The sequence below is a fragment of the Pseudomonas sp. GW821-FHT12A04 genome (assembly GCF_058807755.1).
Map to the genome: position 1 here is coordinate 339312 of NZ_JBXAQZ010000002.1, position 12528 is coordinate 351839.

Genomic DNA, 12528 nt, shown 5'->3' on the forward strand with positions numbered 1-12528 from the left:
TGCTGTTGCCAAGTCTGGCGTTGCAGACGAAGGGAGAGGGACATGCGGTGGTGGTTGGTTGGAATTTTGTTGCTGGTCTCTGCGGATATCAGGGCCGGGGAGGTATTTCTGATACCCGAGAACAACCCAAAGCCGATTTATCCGAAGGCGCTGCATCGGGCGGGTGTCACCGGCATGGTGCGTGTCAGCATGACTGTGAAGGCCGATGGATCAGTCAGTAATGCCGTGATTGCGCAAAGTGCACATCCCGAACTCGAAGAGGCGTCATTGGCCGCAGTCAACCAATGGCGATTCAAGCCGTGGACAATTACCAGGGATCAACCTGCGCAAATCCTCGTAGTCGCACCCATGGAATACAGGCTGGACAGCGAACATCCCTTCCACGTCAACAAGGAGCTGGAGCGGCTGAAATGCAGTGCTATCGCACGGGCATCGTTGAACATCGCCACTTCCTCGTGGGTGGACCTGCCGGTTTTCAGCTGGACTCGCAGTTACCTGACCCACTCGCTTTCACCGACTCAATTGCCGGAAGAGAAACGTCTGGCTCTGATTGCCAAGCTCAATGCCAGCGTCCGTTCGATTGTGCAGCGGTGTAGCGCACATCCGGCGAGTCGGTATGTGCGGTTTTTGCCGGAGGAGATTCGGGTGTTGCTTTGACGGCAATAAAAGCGCGGCTACATGGCCGCGCTTATTTGCAGAGAGATTCAGCGAACCTGCACCACCACTTTCCCCACCGCTTTACGCTGGCCAAGGTCATTGATCGCCTGCGCCGCATTGCTCAGCGGATACACCTGGGACACCAGAGGCTTGAGCTTGCCTTCGGCAAACCAGCCAAACAACTGCTGGAAGTTCGCCGCGTTGCCCTGCGGCTGGCGTTGGGCGAACGAGCCCCAGAACACGCCGAGCACTGCCGCACCTTTAAGCAAGGCCAGGTTGACCGGCAATTCGGGAATGCGACCGCTGGCGAAGCCGACCACCAGCAAGCGGCCGTTCCAGGCGATGGCACGGATGGCCTGGTCGAACAGGTCGCCGCCGACCGGGTCGTAGATCACGTCGGCACCCTGGCCGTCGGTCAGACGCTTGATTTCGTCCTTCAGGCTGGTTTCGCTGTAGTTGATCAGTTCGTCGGCGCCGGCGGCCTTGGCCACGGCGAGTTTCTCTGCGCTGCTGGCCGCCGCGATCACCCGGGCGCCCATGGCTTTGCCGATTTCCACCGCCGCCAGGCCGACACCGCCGGAAGCACCCAGTACCAGCAGGGTTTCGCCCGGTTGCAGGTTGCCGCGCTGCTTGAGGGCATGCATCGAGGTGCCGTAGGTCATGCTGAAGGCGGCGGCGGTGTTGAAGTCCATCGATGGCGGGATCGGCAGTGCGTTGTAGCCCGGCACAGCGACCTGCTCGGCAAAGCTGCCCCAGCCGGTCAGGGCCATGACCCGGTCACCGACTTTCAAGTGGCTGACTTTTTCACCCACTGCGCTGACCACGCCGGCCGCTTCACCACCCGGCGAAAACGGGAAGGGCGGCTTGAACTGGTATTTGCCCTCGATGATCAACGTGTCGGGGAAGTTCACCCCGGCGGCGTGCACGTCCAGCAGGATTTCATTCTTCTTCGCGACAGGACTGGCGACGTCTTCCAGCACCAGCGATTCGGCAGGGCCGAAGGCTTTGCACAGCACGGCTTTCATCAGGGCTATTCCTTTGGGAGTGATGGCCGATAAGTGTAGGTGTGTGGGTCGATGGGTCAACGAGCATGCCCGGCCCTGATAGTCAGCCATAAGCTTGTGCTTGCGCGGCGGGTCGTTATGCTAGGCCGCAAACCGGAAAAGGAGCGAATTTTGAAAGCGTGGATCATGTTGATGCTGGCCCTGTCTCTGCCTGTGGCAGCGGTGGCCGAAGAAGCCAAAGAAGATGCAGCTCCGAAGGTCAGTTACATCACCCTGAGCCCGCCGTTCGTGGGTAACTACGGGCTGGACGGCACGCCGAAACTCAAGGTCTACAAGGCCGATGTGGCGTTGCGGGTGACCGGTGACGAGGCCGCCAAGGCGGTGAAGGCCAATGAACCCTTGATCCGCAATCAATTGGTCGCACTGTTCGCCCAGCAGACCACCGAGACGATGAACAACGTCGAGGCCAAGGAAAAGCTGCGTCAGGAGGCCCTGAAACAGACCCAACAGGTGATGAACGACGAAACCGGTAAGCCGGTGGTTGAGGATTTGTTGTTCAACAACCTGATCATTCAGTAAGACTTCTATTGCTTGAGCTGGCGTCATCGCGAGCAAGCTCGCTCCCACAGTGGATTGGTGTTGAAGCACAATCACATGTCCACCACAGAACCCTGTGGGAGCGAGCTTGCTCGCGATGAGGCCAGTCCAGGCGACAAATGACTCAAGGCTTTAAGGCAATCACCGCTGCCCATTGCTCCGCCGTCACCGGCATCACCGATAACCGCGAGCCTTTCTGCACCAGTGGCAACTCGGCCAATGCCGTCTGCTGTTTCAGATAATCCAGTTTCAGCACCCGGGCAAACGTCTCGACATGCGCGACATCGATCGCACTCCAGGCGTTTTTATCCGGGGTGGCCTTTGGGTCAAAATAATGGCTCTCTGGCTCCAGCGCCGTCGGGTCCGGATACGCGGCTTCGACAATCTTGCCGATTCCGGCGATGCCAGGCTCGGGGCAGCTGGAATGATAGAAAAAGAACTCATCCCCCACCGCCATGGTCCGCAGGAAATTGCGTGCCTGATAGTTGCGAACCCCGTCCCAGCGCGCTTTGCCGAGCTTTTCCAGCCCTTTGATCGAGAGTTCGTCGGGCTCGGATTTCATCAGCCAATAGGCCATGTCTTTTGCTCCTTGCGTGGTGATTGAGCAGCTTGTCGGCGATTTTATGACAAACCGACAGTCGGTTGACGTCAGCATTTGCGCAGCGGTTCACGTTGTCGCAAAATGCCGGCCTTTAATGCTTGACGCTGCTGCACGGCCTACAAACGGAAACCGCTGCTGTCATCGTGTTGATGTGCCTTTGGGGGGCAATCGATGAAACGCAAACCGGATTTACTATGGATTTTGGTCATTTTGTTTGGCCTTGGCGTCGTGACCACTGGCTATGCCCAAAGCCTATGGGCCAACAAGACCGATGCGCCGGTCGAACTCGCCCAATTGCAGCAACAGTCGACAGCCTTCAAGCGCTGATCCTGTTGCCTCGGCGCCACTGATCGAAGTGGTGCCTAGCCTGCGTAATACCAGGCCTTGTCCGTCACCGTTCCTTGCAGCGGCACATCCCAGCTCGCCTGAGCCAATCGCGCCACTTTCTGACATTCATGGGCCAGCCCCAACAGCGTCGGCTTGCGCCAGCCATTTCGTCGCGCCAGGTAGGCCAGGCTCCGGTCGTAGAAACCACCGCCCATTCCCAGGCGTCCGCCGACATCGTCAAAACCCACCAATGGCAACAGCACCAGATCCAGCGCCCAGATCTTGCGCTGCCGGGCGAGGTTGGCCCGTGGTTCGAGAATACGGAAGCGGTTGGGTTTGAGTTTTTCCCCGGGACGGATGCGCTGGAACACCATTTTGGTTCGTGGCCAGGCGCTCAGCACCGGTAGATAGGTGGCTTTGCCCCGGCGTTGCGCGGCGCGCAGCAACAGACGCGGATCGATTTCACCGTCGGTGGGCAGGTAGAGGGAGATGTGCCGGGCGCGGCGGAACAGCGGTTGCTGGGCCAATTGCTTGTACAGCCCGTGAGCGGCCTGGCGTTGCTGGCTGGGTGTCAGTGCGCGGCGGGCCTTGCGCAGCATGCGTCGAAGTTGCGGGCGGGGGAGCAGCGCAGGTTCGGTCATGTATTTGGGCTTCAACAATGCGGATACGTGAAGCGTACCCGTAAAAACGCCAATGCCGGTATCAAAACCGGCATTGGACTGAAATCAGGCTCCCCGAATGTGCCGCTGTCGACTTAGCCCTTGAACCCGAAAGTTCAAGGTGGAAGATGCAGTAGGCTTTAAGGCTTTCCGTCTAGCGGACATGCACACCAGCCCAACGTGCAACCTCCAGGGTATAGCAAATCGGCTCAGGGACATCGCCAACTGGCAAGCACCCCAGGGAGTGAGGGGATTATACCGCAAGCGGCGGCGCGAATCAGCCTTTGGTGACATCCGGATCGGTGGCGAGCGCCAGATCGACGCGATCGAGCAGGTCACGCACTTGTTCGCGGGTCGAGCCGCTGGCCTGGATATCCGGCCGTTCTTCCTTGTGCAACAGGTCGTGGGTGATGTTCAGCGCGGCCATCACGGCGATACGGTCGGCGCCGATGACTTTGCCGCTGCTGCGGATCTCGCGCATCTTGCCGTCCAGATAACGGGCGGCGCTGATCAGATTACTGCGCTCTTCCTGTGGGCAGATGATCGAATACTCTTTGTCGAGGATCTGCACGGTGACGCTATTGCTTGAACTCATGAGTCTTGCTCCAGGGCCTTGAGGCGCGAAATCATCGATTCGACCTTACGCCGGGCGATTTCGTTTTTTTCAATGAGGTGCGCGCGTTCCTCGCGCCAGGTCTTTTCCTGAGCTAGTAAGAGTCCGTTTTGACTCTTAAGTTGCTCGACTCGGGTAATCAGCAGTTCGAGTCTGGCCATCAGCGCTTGCAGGTCGGTGTCTTCCATTGTCTTCACTGTCTGATGGGTGACGGACTGTAGGAGCGAGCTTGCTCGCGATGAACCCGAGAACGCCGCAGGGTGTCAGGTACCCAGCGTTATCATTGACGACCATCGCGAGCAAGCTCGCTCCTACAGGGGTAGTCGATGTAGGATACAAGGCCTTCATTCTAGACATAGCGCCGTCTGGCGCCTAGCTGCCCATGACCATTCAGAATTCCCCGTACCAAGCCTTCGCCACCCTGCTGACTTCCAGCGGTCATAACGTCTCGCCTGCCGAACTGCATGGCCTGCTGCTCGGCCGCAGCTGTGCCGGCGCCGGTTTCAATGCCGAAGAGTGGTTGATCGACGCCGCCGAACTGCTCGAAAGCGAGCCGCAGGACAACGTTCGCAACGCCTTGATCGGCTTGCAAGAGATGGTCAAGGGCGAGCTAACGGGCGATGACGTGACCGTCGTTCTGCTGTTGCCGACCGATGACGCCCCCCTCACCGAGCGTGCTGTCGCACTGGGCCAGTGGTGCCAGGGTTTCCTCAGCGGCTTCGGCCTGAACTGCCGTGACAGCAGCGCCCTGAGTACCGAGGCCACCGAGGTGCTGCAGGATCTGGCGGCCATTTCCCAGGTGCAGGATGCCCTGGAAGAGTCCGACGACGGCGAAAACGACTACATGGAAGTCATGGAGTACCTGCGCGTCGCACCGCTGCTGCTGTTCTCCGAGACCAAAAAAGACGTACCGGCCGCCGCCAAACCGTCGCTGCACTAATCGTTTGCCAGGGAACGCCATCTGCCCATGATCCATATCCCGAAATCGGAATACAGCCGTCGCCGCAAGGCCCTGATGGCGCAGATGGAACCCAACAGCATCGCCATCCTGCCCGCCGCCGCGGTGGCCATTCGTAACCGCGACGTCGAGCACGTCTACCGCCAGGACAGCGACTTCCAGTACCTCAGCGGCTTTCCCGAGCCCCAGGCCGTATTGGTGTTGATGCCGGGGCGCGTGCATGGCGAATACATCCTGTTCTGCCGCGAACGCAATGCCGAGCGCGAGCTGTGGGATGGCCTGCGTGCCGGGCAGGAAGGCGCGATTCGCGACTTCGGCGCCGACGATGCCTTTCCGATCACTGATATCGACGACATCCTGCCGGGCCTGATCGAAGGCCGTGACCGGGTATATTCGGCCATGGGCAGCAACCCCGAATTCGATCGCCACCTGATGGAGTGGATCAACGTGATCCGCTCCAAGGCCAACCTCGGTGCCCAGCCGCCGAACGAATTCGTTGCCCTGGATCATCTGCTGCACGACATGCGCCTGTATAAATCGGCGGCAGAAGTGAAAGTAATGCGCGAGGCAGCGCGGATTTCCGCCCAGGCGCACGTACGGGCAATGCAGGCCTGTCGCGCCGGATTGCACGAATTCAGCCTGGAAGCCGAGCTCGATTACGAATTCCGCAAGGGCGGGGCGAAGATGCCGGCCTACGGGTCGATCGTCGCGGCGGGGCGCAACAGCTGCATCCTGCATTACCAGCAGAATGACGCGCTGCTCAAGGACGGGGATCTGGTGCTGATCGATGCCGGTTGCGAGATCGACTGCTACGCCAGCGACATCACCCGGACCTTTCCGGTCAGCGGCAAATATTCAGCGGAACAGAAAGCGATCTACGAATTGGTGCTGGCCTCCCAGGAAGCCGCCTTTGCCGAAATCGCCCCGAACAAGCACTGGAATCAGGCGCATGAGGCCACGGTCCGGGTCATCACGGCCGGGCTGGTCGAGCTGGGTCTGCTGCGTGGTGACGTTGACGAACTGATCGCCAGCGAAGCCTACAAGGCGTTTTACATGCACCGCGCCGGCCATTGGCTGGGCATGGATGTGCATGACGTCGGCGAATACAAGGTCGGCGGCGAGTGGCGCGTGCTGGAAGTCGGCATGGCGCTGACCGTGGAACCGGGGATCTATATCGCCCCGGACAACCAGAATGTTGCGAAGAAATGGCGCGGCATCGGCGTGCGCATCGAGGACGACGTAGTGGTCACCAAAACCGGCTGTGAAATATTGACGAGCGGCGTGCCGAAAACCGTCGCCGAGATAGAGGCCCTGATGGCCGCCGCGCGGACACAGGCAGCATGAGCCGAGTCAATCTGGCAATCATCGGTGGCGGGCTGGTCGGTGCAAGCCTGGCACTGGCGCTTCAGGCCGGGGCCAAGGCCCGAGGCTGGAAGATCGTGTTGATCGAACCGTTTGCTCCTGGCGACACCTGGCAACCGAGTTACGATGCCCGCTCCTCGGCGTTGTCCTTCGGCTCGCGGCAAATCTATCAACGGTTGGGTGTCTGGCAGGAAGTCTCGCGCCGCGCCGAGCCGATCAAGCAGATTCATGTTTCCGACCGCGGTCGATTCTCGACGGCGCGGTTGTCGGCGATGGAAGAGGGTGTTCCAGCGCTGGGTTATGTCGTTGAAAACGCCTGGCTCGGCCAATGCCTGTGGCAAGGCCTGGACAAGGACGTGATCAGATGGCACTGCCCGGCGGAAGTCACCCGCATGGAGCCGCTGACCGACGGCTACCGCCTGACCCTCAATGATGAAACCACCCTGGAATGCGACCTCGCGGTGCTCGCCGACGGTGGCCGCTCCGGCCTGCGCGAGCAACTTGGGATCGGCATCCGCAAGCGTCCGTACAACCAGAGCGCGCTGATCGCCAACATCACCCCGAGCGAAGCCCACAACGGCATGGCTTTCGAGCGCTTCACCGACGAAGGCCCGATGGCGTTGCTGCCGCTTCCGGATAATCGCTGCGCATTGGTCTGGACCCGCCTGGGCATGGACGCGCAACGCCTGGCAGCCCTCGACGAGCGCAGCTTCCTCAGCGAGTTGCAGGGTGTGTTCGGTTATCGCCTTGGCACATTGAAGCAGGTGGGTGCGCGGCATCTGTATCCGCTGACACTGGTCGAGGCCGAAGAACAGGTGCGCCCGCATCTGGCGGTGCTCGGCAACGCGGCGCACAGCCTGCATCCGATTGCCGGCCAGGGATTCAACCTGTCCCTGCGCGACGCCCAGGCCCTGGCCAATGCCTTGCTCGCCAGTGAAAAACCATTGGGCGACTTCGCCACGTTGCAGGCCTATCGCGAACACCAGCGTCTCGATCAGGACCTCACCGTGGGTTTCTCCGATCAGGTTACGCGCCTGTTCGGCAGCACCCAGCCGCTGGTGTCCCTGGGGCGCAACATCGGCTTGCTCGGCCTCGATCTGCTGCCACCGGCCAAACGCTGGTTTGCCCGGCAGGCGATGGGGCTGGGTACGCGTCCAGATGCGTAACTGGCTGATCCGCCGATTCGGCAAGGCGCGATTGATAAAATACCTGCCTTGCAGGTTCGACATTCATGACAGCGCCGGCCACTTGGTGGCGCGGGTCGGGAAAACCCTTTACGTGCGGCTCAAGCCGCAAGAGAGACAGGCTTAAAGCATGGAAATGCGCGCAGATCTGCTGATTGTCGGGGCCGGAATGGTCGGCAGCGCCCTGGCGCTGGCGTTGCAGGACAGCGGGCTGGAAGTCCTGCTGCTGGACGGCAGCCCCATGAGCGTCAAACCGTTCAACGCTCAGGCAGCGTTTGAGCCACGGGTGAGCGCCTTGTCGACTGCCAGCCAGCGGATTCTCGAGCGCCTGGGCGTGTGGGACGGCATCGCCGGGCGGCGCAGCAGCCCCTACACCGACATGCAGGTCTGGGATGGCAGCGGCACCGGGCAAATCCACTTCTCGGCGGCCAGCGTGCATGCCGAGGTGTTGGGGCATATCGTCGAGAACCGTGTGGTCCAGGATGCCTTGCTCGAGCGCCTGCACGATTGCGACCTGGGGTTGCTGGCCAATGCTCGCCTGGAGCAGATGCGCCGCTCCGGCGATGACTGGCTGCTGACCCTGGCCGATGGCCGCACCCTGCGCGCGCCGCTGGTGATCGCGGCAGATGGCGCCAACTCGGCGGTGCGACGCCTGGCCGGAGTGGCGACCCGCGAATGGGATTATATGCACCATGCCATCGTCACCAGCGTGCGTTGCGTCAAACCGCATCAGATGACGGCGTGGCAGCGCTTCACCGATAACGGTCCGTTGGCGTTTCTGCCCCTTGAGCGGGACGGCCAGCAGGATTGGTGTTCGATCGTCTGGTCGACCACACCCGGTGAAGCCGAACGTCTGATGGCGATGGATGAGCAAGGTTTCTGCAAGGCATTGGAGCGGGCCTTTGAAGGTCGGCTCGGCGAAGTACTGAGCGCCGATCCGCGCCTGTGTGTGCCCCTGCGTCAGCGGCATGCCAAGCGGTATGTGGCTGAAGGCCTGGCATTGATCGGCGACGCGGCCCACACCATTCACCCGTTGGCCGGGCAGGGGGTGAATCTCGGATTCCTCGATGCCGCCGTGCTGGCCGAAGTGTTGCTGCAAGCGGCAACACGTGGCGAACGCCTGGCGGATGTGAAAGTCCTCAGCCGTTACGAGCGTCGACGCATGCCCCACAACCTGGCGCTGATGGCGGCGATGGAAGGCTTCGAGCGGTTGTTCCAGGCCGATCCGTTGCCGGTGCGCTGGTTGCGTAATACCGGGTTGAAAATGGTGGAGAAGATGCCGGAAGCCAAGGCGTTGTTCGTGCGTGAAGCGCTGGGGTTGATCGGGGATTTACCGGCACTCGCCAAGGCCTGAGATTTTTGTTGAGGTTAAAGGCCCCATCGCGAGCAAGCTCGCTCCCACAGGAATTCGGGTGTTAATGCAATTTGTGTGAACGCTGGAGAACCCTGTGGGAGCGAGCTTGCTCGCGATGGCGACAGTTCGGCCACCCAATATTCCAGCTTGTGCAACATCTGGTAACTCCTCCGCAAGCGGGTTCGATTGAGAAGCTAAATGTGAGTCCTTATCATTTGTCCTCATTTTTCAATCGAGAGACCGCTCCCATGTTGGCACCGAAGCGTCTACTGACTGCACTGGCCTTGACCCTGATCGGCAGCACCGCCGCCCAGGCCGCTGACGAAGTGGTGGTCTACTCCTCGCGAATCGACGAGCTGATCAAGCCAGTATTCGATGCCTACACCGCCAAGACCGGCGTGAAGGTGAAGTTCATCACCGACAAGGAAGCGCCGCTGATGCAGCGGCTCAAGGCCGAGGGCGCGAATACGCCGGCCGACCTGCTGCTCACCGTCGATGCCGGCAACCTCTGGCAAGCCGAGCAGATGGGCATCCTCCAGCCGTTCACCTCGAAAACCATCGACACCAATATTCCGCTGCAATACCGGGCAGCCTCCCATGCCTGGACCGGCCTGAGCCTGCGGGCGCGGACCATTGCCTACTCCACAGATCGGGTGAAGCCGGGTGAACTGACCACCTACGAAGCGCTGGCCGACAAACAATGGGAAGGCCGCCTGTGCCTGCGCACGGCGAAGAAGGTCTACAACCAGTCCCTGACCGCGACCATGATCGAAGTGCACGGCGCCGGGAAGACCGAGGAAATCCTCAAGGGCTGGGTCAGGAACCTGTCCACCGACGTGTTCTCCGACGACACCGCCGTGCTGGAAGCGATCAACGCCGGTCAGTGCGACGTCGGTATCGTCAACACCTACTACTACGGCCGCCTGCACAAGCAGAAGCCAGACCTGCCGGTGAAACTGTTCTGGCCGAACCAGGCTGACCGTGGCGTACACATCAACCTGTCGGGTATCGGCCTGACACAACACGCGCCACACCCGGAAGCGGCCAAGGCTCTGGTGGAGTGGATGACCACCCCTGAAGCGCAGAAAATCTTTGCCGACGTGAACCAGGAGTTCCCGGCGAATCCGGCCGTGCAGCCATCGGCTGAAGTCGCCGCATGGGGCAAGTTCATTGCTGATACCTTGCCTGTGGAAATCGCCGGCAAGCGCCAGGCTGAGGCGATTCGCATGATGGACAAGGCTGGCTGGAACTGAGCCAGCTGTTATGCTGCGCCCCGCCTAGGCGGGGCGTTTGTTTTTGCGTTACGCACCCCTGACGCTGTAGGAGCGAGCTTGCTCGCGATGAACGTCAGGGCGCCGCGGACCGTCAGGCTTCCCGCATTATCGTTGACGTTTTTCGCAAGCGAGCTCGCTCCTGCCAGTGTCGATCTCATCCATTAGATAGTAGAGAACCAAGCCTGTGGCCCATCCCGCCCAACGCCGCTGGTATCCAGTCGTCTTCGCCATTGCTGCGCTGGTCCTGTTGCCCCTGAGCGTGCTGCTGCTGTCCTGGCAAACCATCGATCAACAGATCTGGTCTCATCTCTGGGACACGCAGATGCCGCGTTTGCTGGGCAATACCCTGACCCTGGTGCTAGGCGTAGGTGTCGGCGTGACAGTCCTGGGTGTCAGCCTGGCCTGGCTTACCAGCCTTTGCGAATTCCCCGGTCGGCGCTGGCTGGACTGGGCATTGATGCTGCCCTTCGCGATCCCTGCCTATGTGCTGGCCTTCGTCTTCGTCGGCCTGCTGGATTTTGCCGGGCCCGTGCAAACCCTGCTGCGCGAGTGGTTTGGCAGTGGCCTGCGGCTGCCGCGCGTGCGCTCCACGGGTGGCGTGATCGTCGTGCTCGTGCTGGTCTTTTATCCCTATGTTTACCTGCTGGCGCGCACCGCCTTCCTCGCCCAGGGCAAAGGCCTGATGGAAGCCGCGCGGGTCCTTGGTCAATCGCCCTGGCAAGCGTTCTGGCGGGTGGCATTGCCCATGGCGCGGCCAGCCATCGGTGCGGGCGTGGCATTGGCACTGATGGAAACCCTGGCGGACTTCGGCGCAGTGTCGGTGTTCAACTTCGATACCTTCACCACGGCCATCTACAAGACTTGGTACGGTTTTTTCAGCCTGTCCTCCGCCGCGCAACTGGCCAGCCTGTTACTGCTGGTGGTGATGCTCGTGCTCTACGGCGAACGGCGTGCCCGTGGGGCGAACCGGGCGAGTAACGAGCGACCACGGGTCAAGGCGCTGTATCACCTGCGAGGCGTCAAGGCGCTGGCGGCCACGACGTGGTGCTGCCTGGTGTTCGCCTGTGCTTTCGTTATCCCGATGCTGCAATTGGTGGTGTGGTTCTGGCTGCGTGGGCGCTTCGATCTCGACGAGCGCTACACCGGGTTGATCGTCCATACCTTGTACCTGGGGGCGATGGCGGCGTTGATCACCGTCAGCGTCGCCTTGTTACTGGCGTTTGCCCGACGACTGGCGCCCACCCGGGTCATTCGTTCCGGGGTCAGTCTGGCCAACCTGGGCTACGCCTTGCCCGGTTCGGTGCTGGCGGTGTCGATCATGCTCGCGTTCAGTTACCTGGACCGCGAACTGGTGATCCCGCTCTCGAGCTGGCTCGGTGGTGCGGGCAAACCGCTGCTGCTGGGCAGCCTGTCGGCATTGTTGCTGGCCTATCTGGTGCGATTCATTGCGGTGGCTTACGGACCGCTGGAAAGCAGCCTGGCGCGTATACGGCCATCTTTGCCCGAAGCGGCACGTAGCCTTGGCGTCAGTGGGCCACGACTGTTTTTCAAAGTGTATCTGCCACTATTGCTACCCGGCACGTTGAGCGCCGCGCTGCTGGTGTTCGTCGATGTGCTCAAGGAAATGCCCGCAACCTTGCTGATGCGCCCGTTTGGCTGGGACACGCTGGCGGTGCGAATCTTCGAAATGACCAGCGAAGGCGAATGGGCGCGGGCGTCTTTGCCGGCATTGACCCTGGTACTGGTCGGGCTGTTACCGGTCATCGGATTGATCCGACGCTCAGCACATCGAAACAGCTAGGTGTCAGTCCTACACCTTGCGGCTACAATGCGCGGCATTCGGTGCGGTCCGTCTGACAGACCAGGTAGCTGAAATCGGCTGAAGGCCCTTTGTTTCAAGGCATTCAGTCCGTGCAGCACCTGCCCGCACCTTCGCCA

Annotated in this window: 14 protein-coding genes, 1 other RNA gene and 1 pseudogene; 10 read left to right on the forward strand and 6 right to left on the reverse strand. The window is 61.1% G+C overall.

Annotated features, from left to right (window positions below):
• Nucleotides 1-42: 42 nt before the first annotated feature.
• Complete coding sequence (locus AC1RS8_RS04350) at nucleotides 43-657, forward strand: energy transducer TonB (protein ID WP_407515913.1); 615 nt, start codon at nucleotides 43-45, stop codon at nucleotides 655-657.
• A 47-nt stretch (nucleotides 658-704) separates the two neighbouring features.
• On the opposite strand, the gene AC1RS8_RS04355 is transcribed toward AC1RS8_RS04350, so the two are convergent.
• Nucleotides 705-1682 carry an NADPH:quinone oxidoreductase family protein gene (locus tag AC1RS8_RS04355; RefSeq protein WP_489339429.1) on the reverse strand — a complete coding sequence of 326 codons (978 nt, stop codon included), beginning with the start codon at nucleotides 1680-1682 and terminating at the stop codon, nucleotides 705-707.
• A 150-nt stretch (nucleotides 1683-1832) separates the two neighbouring features.
• Here AC1RS8_RS04355 and AC1RS8_RS04360 point away from each other — a divergent pair, with 150 nt between their 5' ends.
• The gene (locus AC1RS8_RS04360; protein ID WP_032829534.1) at nucleotides 1833-2240 is read left to right on the forward strand and encodes a flagellar basal body-associated protein FliL; all 408 of its coding nucleotides are present in this window, start codon (nucleotides 1833-1835) and stop codon (nucleotides 2238-2240) included.
• Nucleotides 2241-2382: 142 nt separating this feature from the next.
• Here AC1RS8_RS04360 and AC1RS8_RS04365 read toward each other — a convergent pair whose 3' ends face one another.
• Complete coding sequence (locus tag AC1RS8_RS04365) at nucleotides 2383-2835, reverse strand: EVE domain-containing protein (RefSeq protein WP_489340651.1); 453 nt, start codon at nucleotides 2833-2835, stop codon at nucleotides 2383-2385.
• 195 nt (nucleotides 2836-3030) lie between these two features.
• Between AC1RS8_RS04365 and AC1RS8_RS04370 the strand changes: the two genes are divergently transcribed.
• Entirely contained in the window at nucleotides 3031-3186 is a 156-nt protein-coding gene (locus tag AC1RS8_RS04370) for a hypothetical protein (protein WP_007982896.1), read from the forward strand.
• Nucleotides 3187-3221: 35 nt separating this feature from the next.
• Here the strand turns inward: AC1RS8_RS04370 and AC1RS8_RS04375 are convergent, their stop codons facing one another.
• The 4 genes from AC1RS8_RS04375 to AC1RS8_RS04390 form a co-directional block, all read right to left on the reverse strand.
• Nucleotides 3222-3827 carry a 5-formyltetrahydrofolate cyclo-ligase gene (locus tag AC1RS8_RS04375; protein ID WP_489339428.1) on the reverse strand — a complete coding sequence of 202 codons (606 nt, stop codon included), beginning with the start codon at nucleotides 3825-3827 and terminating at the stop codon, nucleotides 3222-3224.
• An 86-nt stretch (nucleotides 3828-3913) separates the two neighbouring features.
• Nucleotides 3914-4092, reverse strand: a non-coding RNA gene (gene ssrS / locus AC1RS8_RS04380) — 6S RNA.
• Nucleotides 4093-4122: 30 nt separating this feature from the next.
• Nucleotides 4123-4440, reverse strand: a complete 318-nt coding sequence (locus AC1RS8_RS04385) for a cell division protein ZapA (RefSeq protein WP_057712821.1) — start codon at nucleotides 4438-4440, stop codon at nucleotides 4123-4125.
• Nucleotides 4437-4646 (reverse strand): TIGR02449 family protein, encoded by a 210-nt coding sequence (locus tag AC1RS8_RS04390; RefSeq protein ID WP_007982902.1) that lies wholly within the window; start codon nucleotides 4644-4646, stop codon nucleotides 4437-4439. The genes AC1RS8_RS04385 and AC1RS8_RS04390 overlap by 4 nt, the downstream gene beginning before the upstream one ends.
• 194 nt (nucleotides 4647-4840) lie before the next feature.
• Between AC1RS8_RS04390 and AC1RS8_RS04395 the strand changes: the two genes are divergently transcribed.
• From AC1RS8_RS04395 to AC1RS8_RS04425, 7 genes and pseudogenes are all read left to right on the forward strand, one after another.
• The gene (locus AC1RS8_RS04395; protein WP_489339427.1) at nucleotides 4841-5398 is read left to right on the forward strand and encodes a YecA/YgfB family protein; all 558 of its coding nucleotides are present in this window, start codon (nucleotides 4841-4843) and stop codon (nucleotides 5396-5398) included.
• 27 nt (nucleotides 5399-5425) lie between these two features.
• A complete protein-coding gene (gene pepP / locus AC1RS8_RS04400; RefSeq protein ID WP_154860922.1) occupies nucleotides 5426-6760 on the forward strand; it encodes a Xaa-Pro aminopeptidase in 1335 nt (444 codons plus the stop codon).
• On the forward strand, nucleotides 6757-7944 hold the full coding sequence (ubiH, locus tag AC1RS8_RS04405) for a 2-octaprenyl-6-methoxyphenyl hydroxylase (RefSeq protein WP_150813740.1): 1188 nt from the start codon (nucleotides 6757-6759) through the stop codon (nucleotides 7942-7944). Before pepP ends, ubiH begins: the two co-directional genes overlap by 4 nt.
• 37 nt (nucleotides 7945-7981) lie before the next feature.
• Nucleotides 7982-8089, forward strand: a pseudogene (locus AC1RS8_RS04410) (tetrameric acyl-CoA thioesterase); the annotation flags it as partial.
• A gap of 9 nt (nucleotides 8090-8098) precedes the next feature.
• Nucleotides 8099-9316: a 2-octaprenyl-3-methyl-6-methoxy-1,4-benzoquinol hydroxylase gene (locus tag AC1RS8_RS04415; RefSeq protein ID WP_407515929.1), complete on the forward strand. Its 1218-nt coding sequence runs from the start codon at nucleotides 8099-8101 to the stop codon at nucleotides 9314-9316.
• 248 nt (nucleotides 9317-9564) lie between these two features.
• Complete coding sequence (locus AC1RS8_RS04420) at nucleotides 9565-10569, forward strand: extracellular solute-binding protein (protein ID WP_057712826.1); 1005 nt, start codon at nucleotides 9565-9567, stop codon at nucleotides 10567-10569.
• Between the two features lie 205 nt (nucleotides 10570-10774).
• Entirely contained in the window at nucleotides 10775-12391 is a 1617-nt protein-coding gene (locus AC1RS8_RS04425) for an ABC transporter permease (RefSeq protein WP_057712827.1), read from the forward strand.
• The last annotated feature ends 137 nt before the right edge of the window (nucleotides 12392-12528 follow it).

Coding starts and splice junctions, on each gene's coding strand:
- AC1RS8_RS04350 (WP_407515913.1), top strand. CDS start 43: ATGCGGTGGTGGTTGGTTGGAATTTTGTTGCTGGTCTCTGCGGATATC.
- AC1RS8_RS04355 (WP_489339429.1), bottom strand. CDS start 1,682: ATGAAAGCCGTGCTGTGCAAAGCCTTCGGCCCTGCCGAATCGCTGGTG.
- AC1RS8_RS04365 (WP_489340651.1), bottom strand. CDS start 2,835: ATGGCCTATTGGCTGATGAAATCCGAGCCCGACGAACTCTCGATCAAA.
- AC1RS8_RS04370 (WP_007982896.1), top strand. CDS start 3,031: ATGAAACGCAAACCGGATTTACTATGGATTTTGGTCATTTTGTTTGGC.
- AC1RS8_RS04375 (WP_489339428.1), bottom strand. CDS start 3,827: ATGACCGAACCTGCGCTGCTCCCCCGCCCGCAACTTCGACGCATGCTG.
- AC1RS8_RS04385 (WP_057712821.1), bottom strand. CDS start 4,440: ATGAGTTCAAGCAATAGCGTCACCGTGCAGATCCTCGACAAAGAGTAT.
- AC1RS8_RS04390 (WP_007982902.1), bottom strand. CDS start 4,646: ATGGAAGACACCGACCTGCAAGCGCTGATGGCCAGACTCGAACTGCTG.
- AC1RS8_RS04395 (WP_489339427.1), top strand. CDS start 4,841: ATGACCATTCAGAATTCCCCGTACCAAGCCTTCGCCACCCTGCTGACT.
- pepP (WP_154860922.1), top strand. CDS start 5,426: ATGATCCATATCCCGAAATCGGAATACAGCCGTCGCCGCAAGGCCCTG.
- ubiH (WP_150813740.1), top strand. CDS start 6,757: ATGAGCCGAGTCAATCTGGCAATCATCGGTGGCGGGCTGGTCGGTGCA.
- AC1RS8_RS04415 (WP_407515929.1), top strand. CDS start 8,099: ATGCGCGCAGATCTGCTGATTGTCGGGGCCGGAATGGTCGGCAGCGCC.
- AC1RS8_RS04420 (WP_057712826.1), top strand. CDS start 9,565: ATGTTGGCACCGAAGCGTCTACTGACTGCACTGGCCTTGACCCTGATC.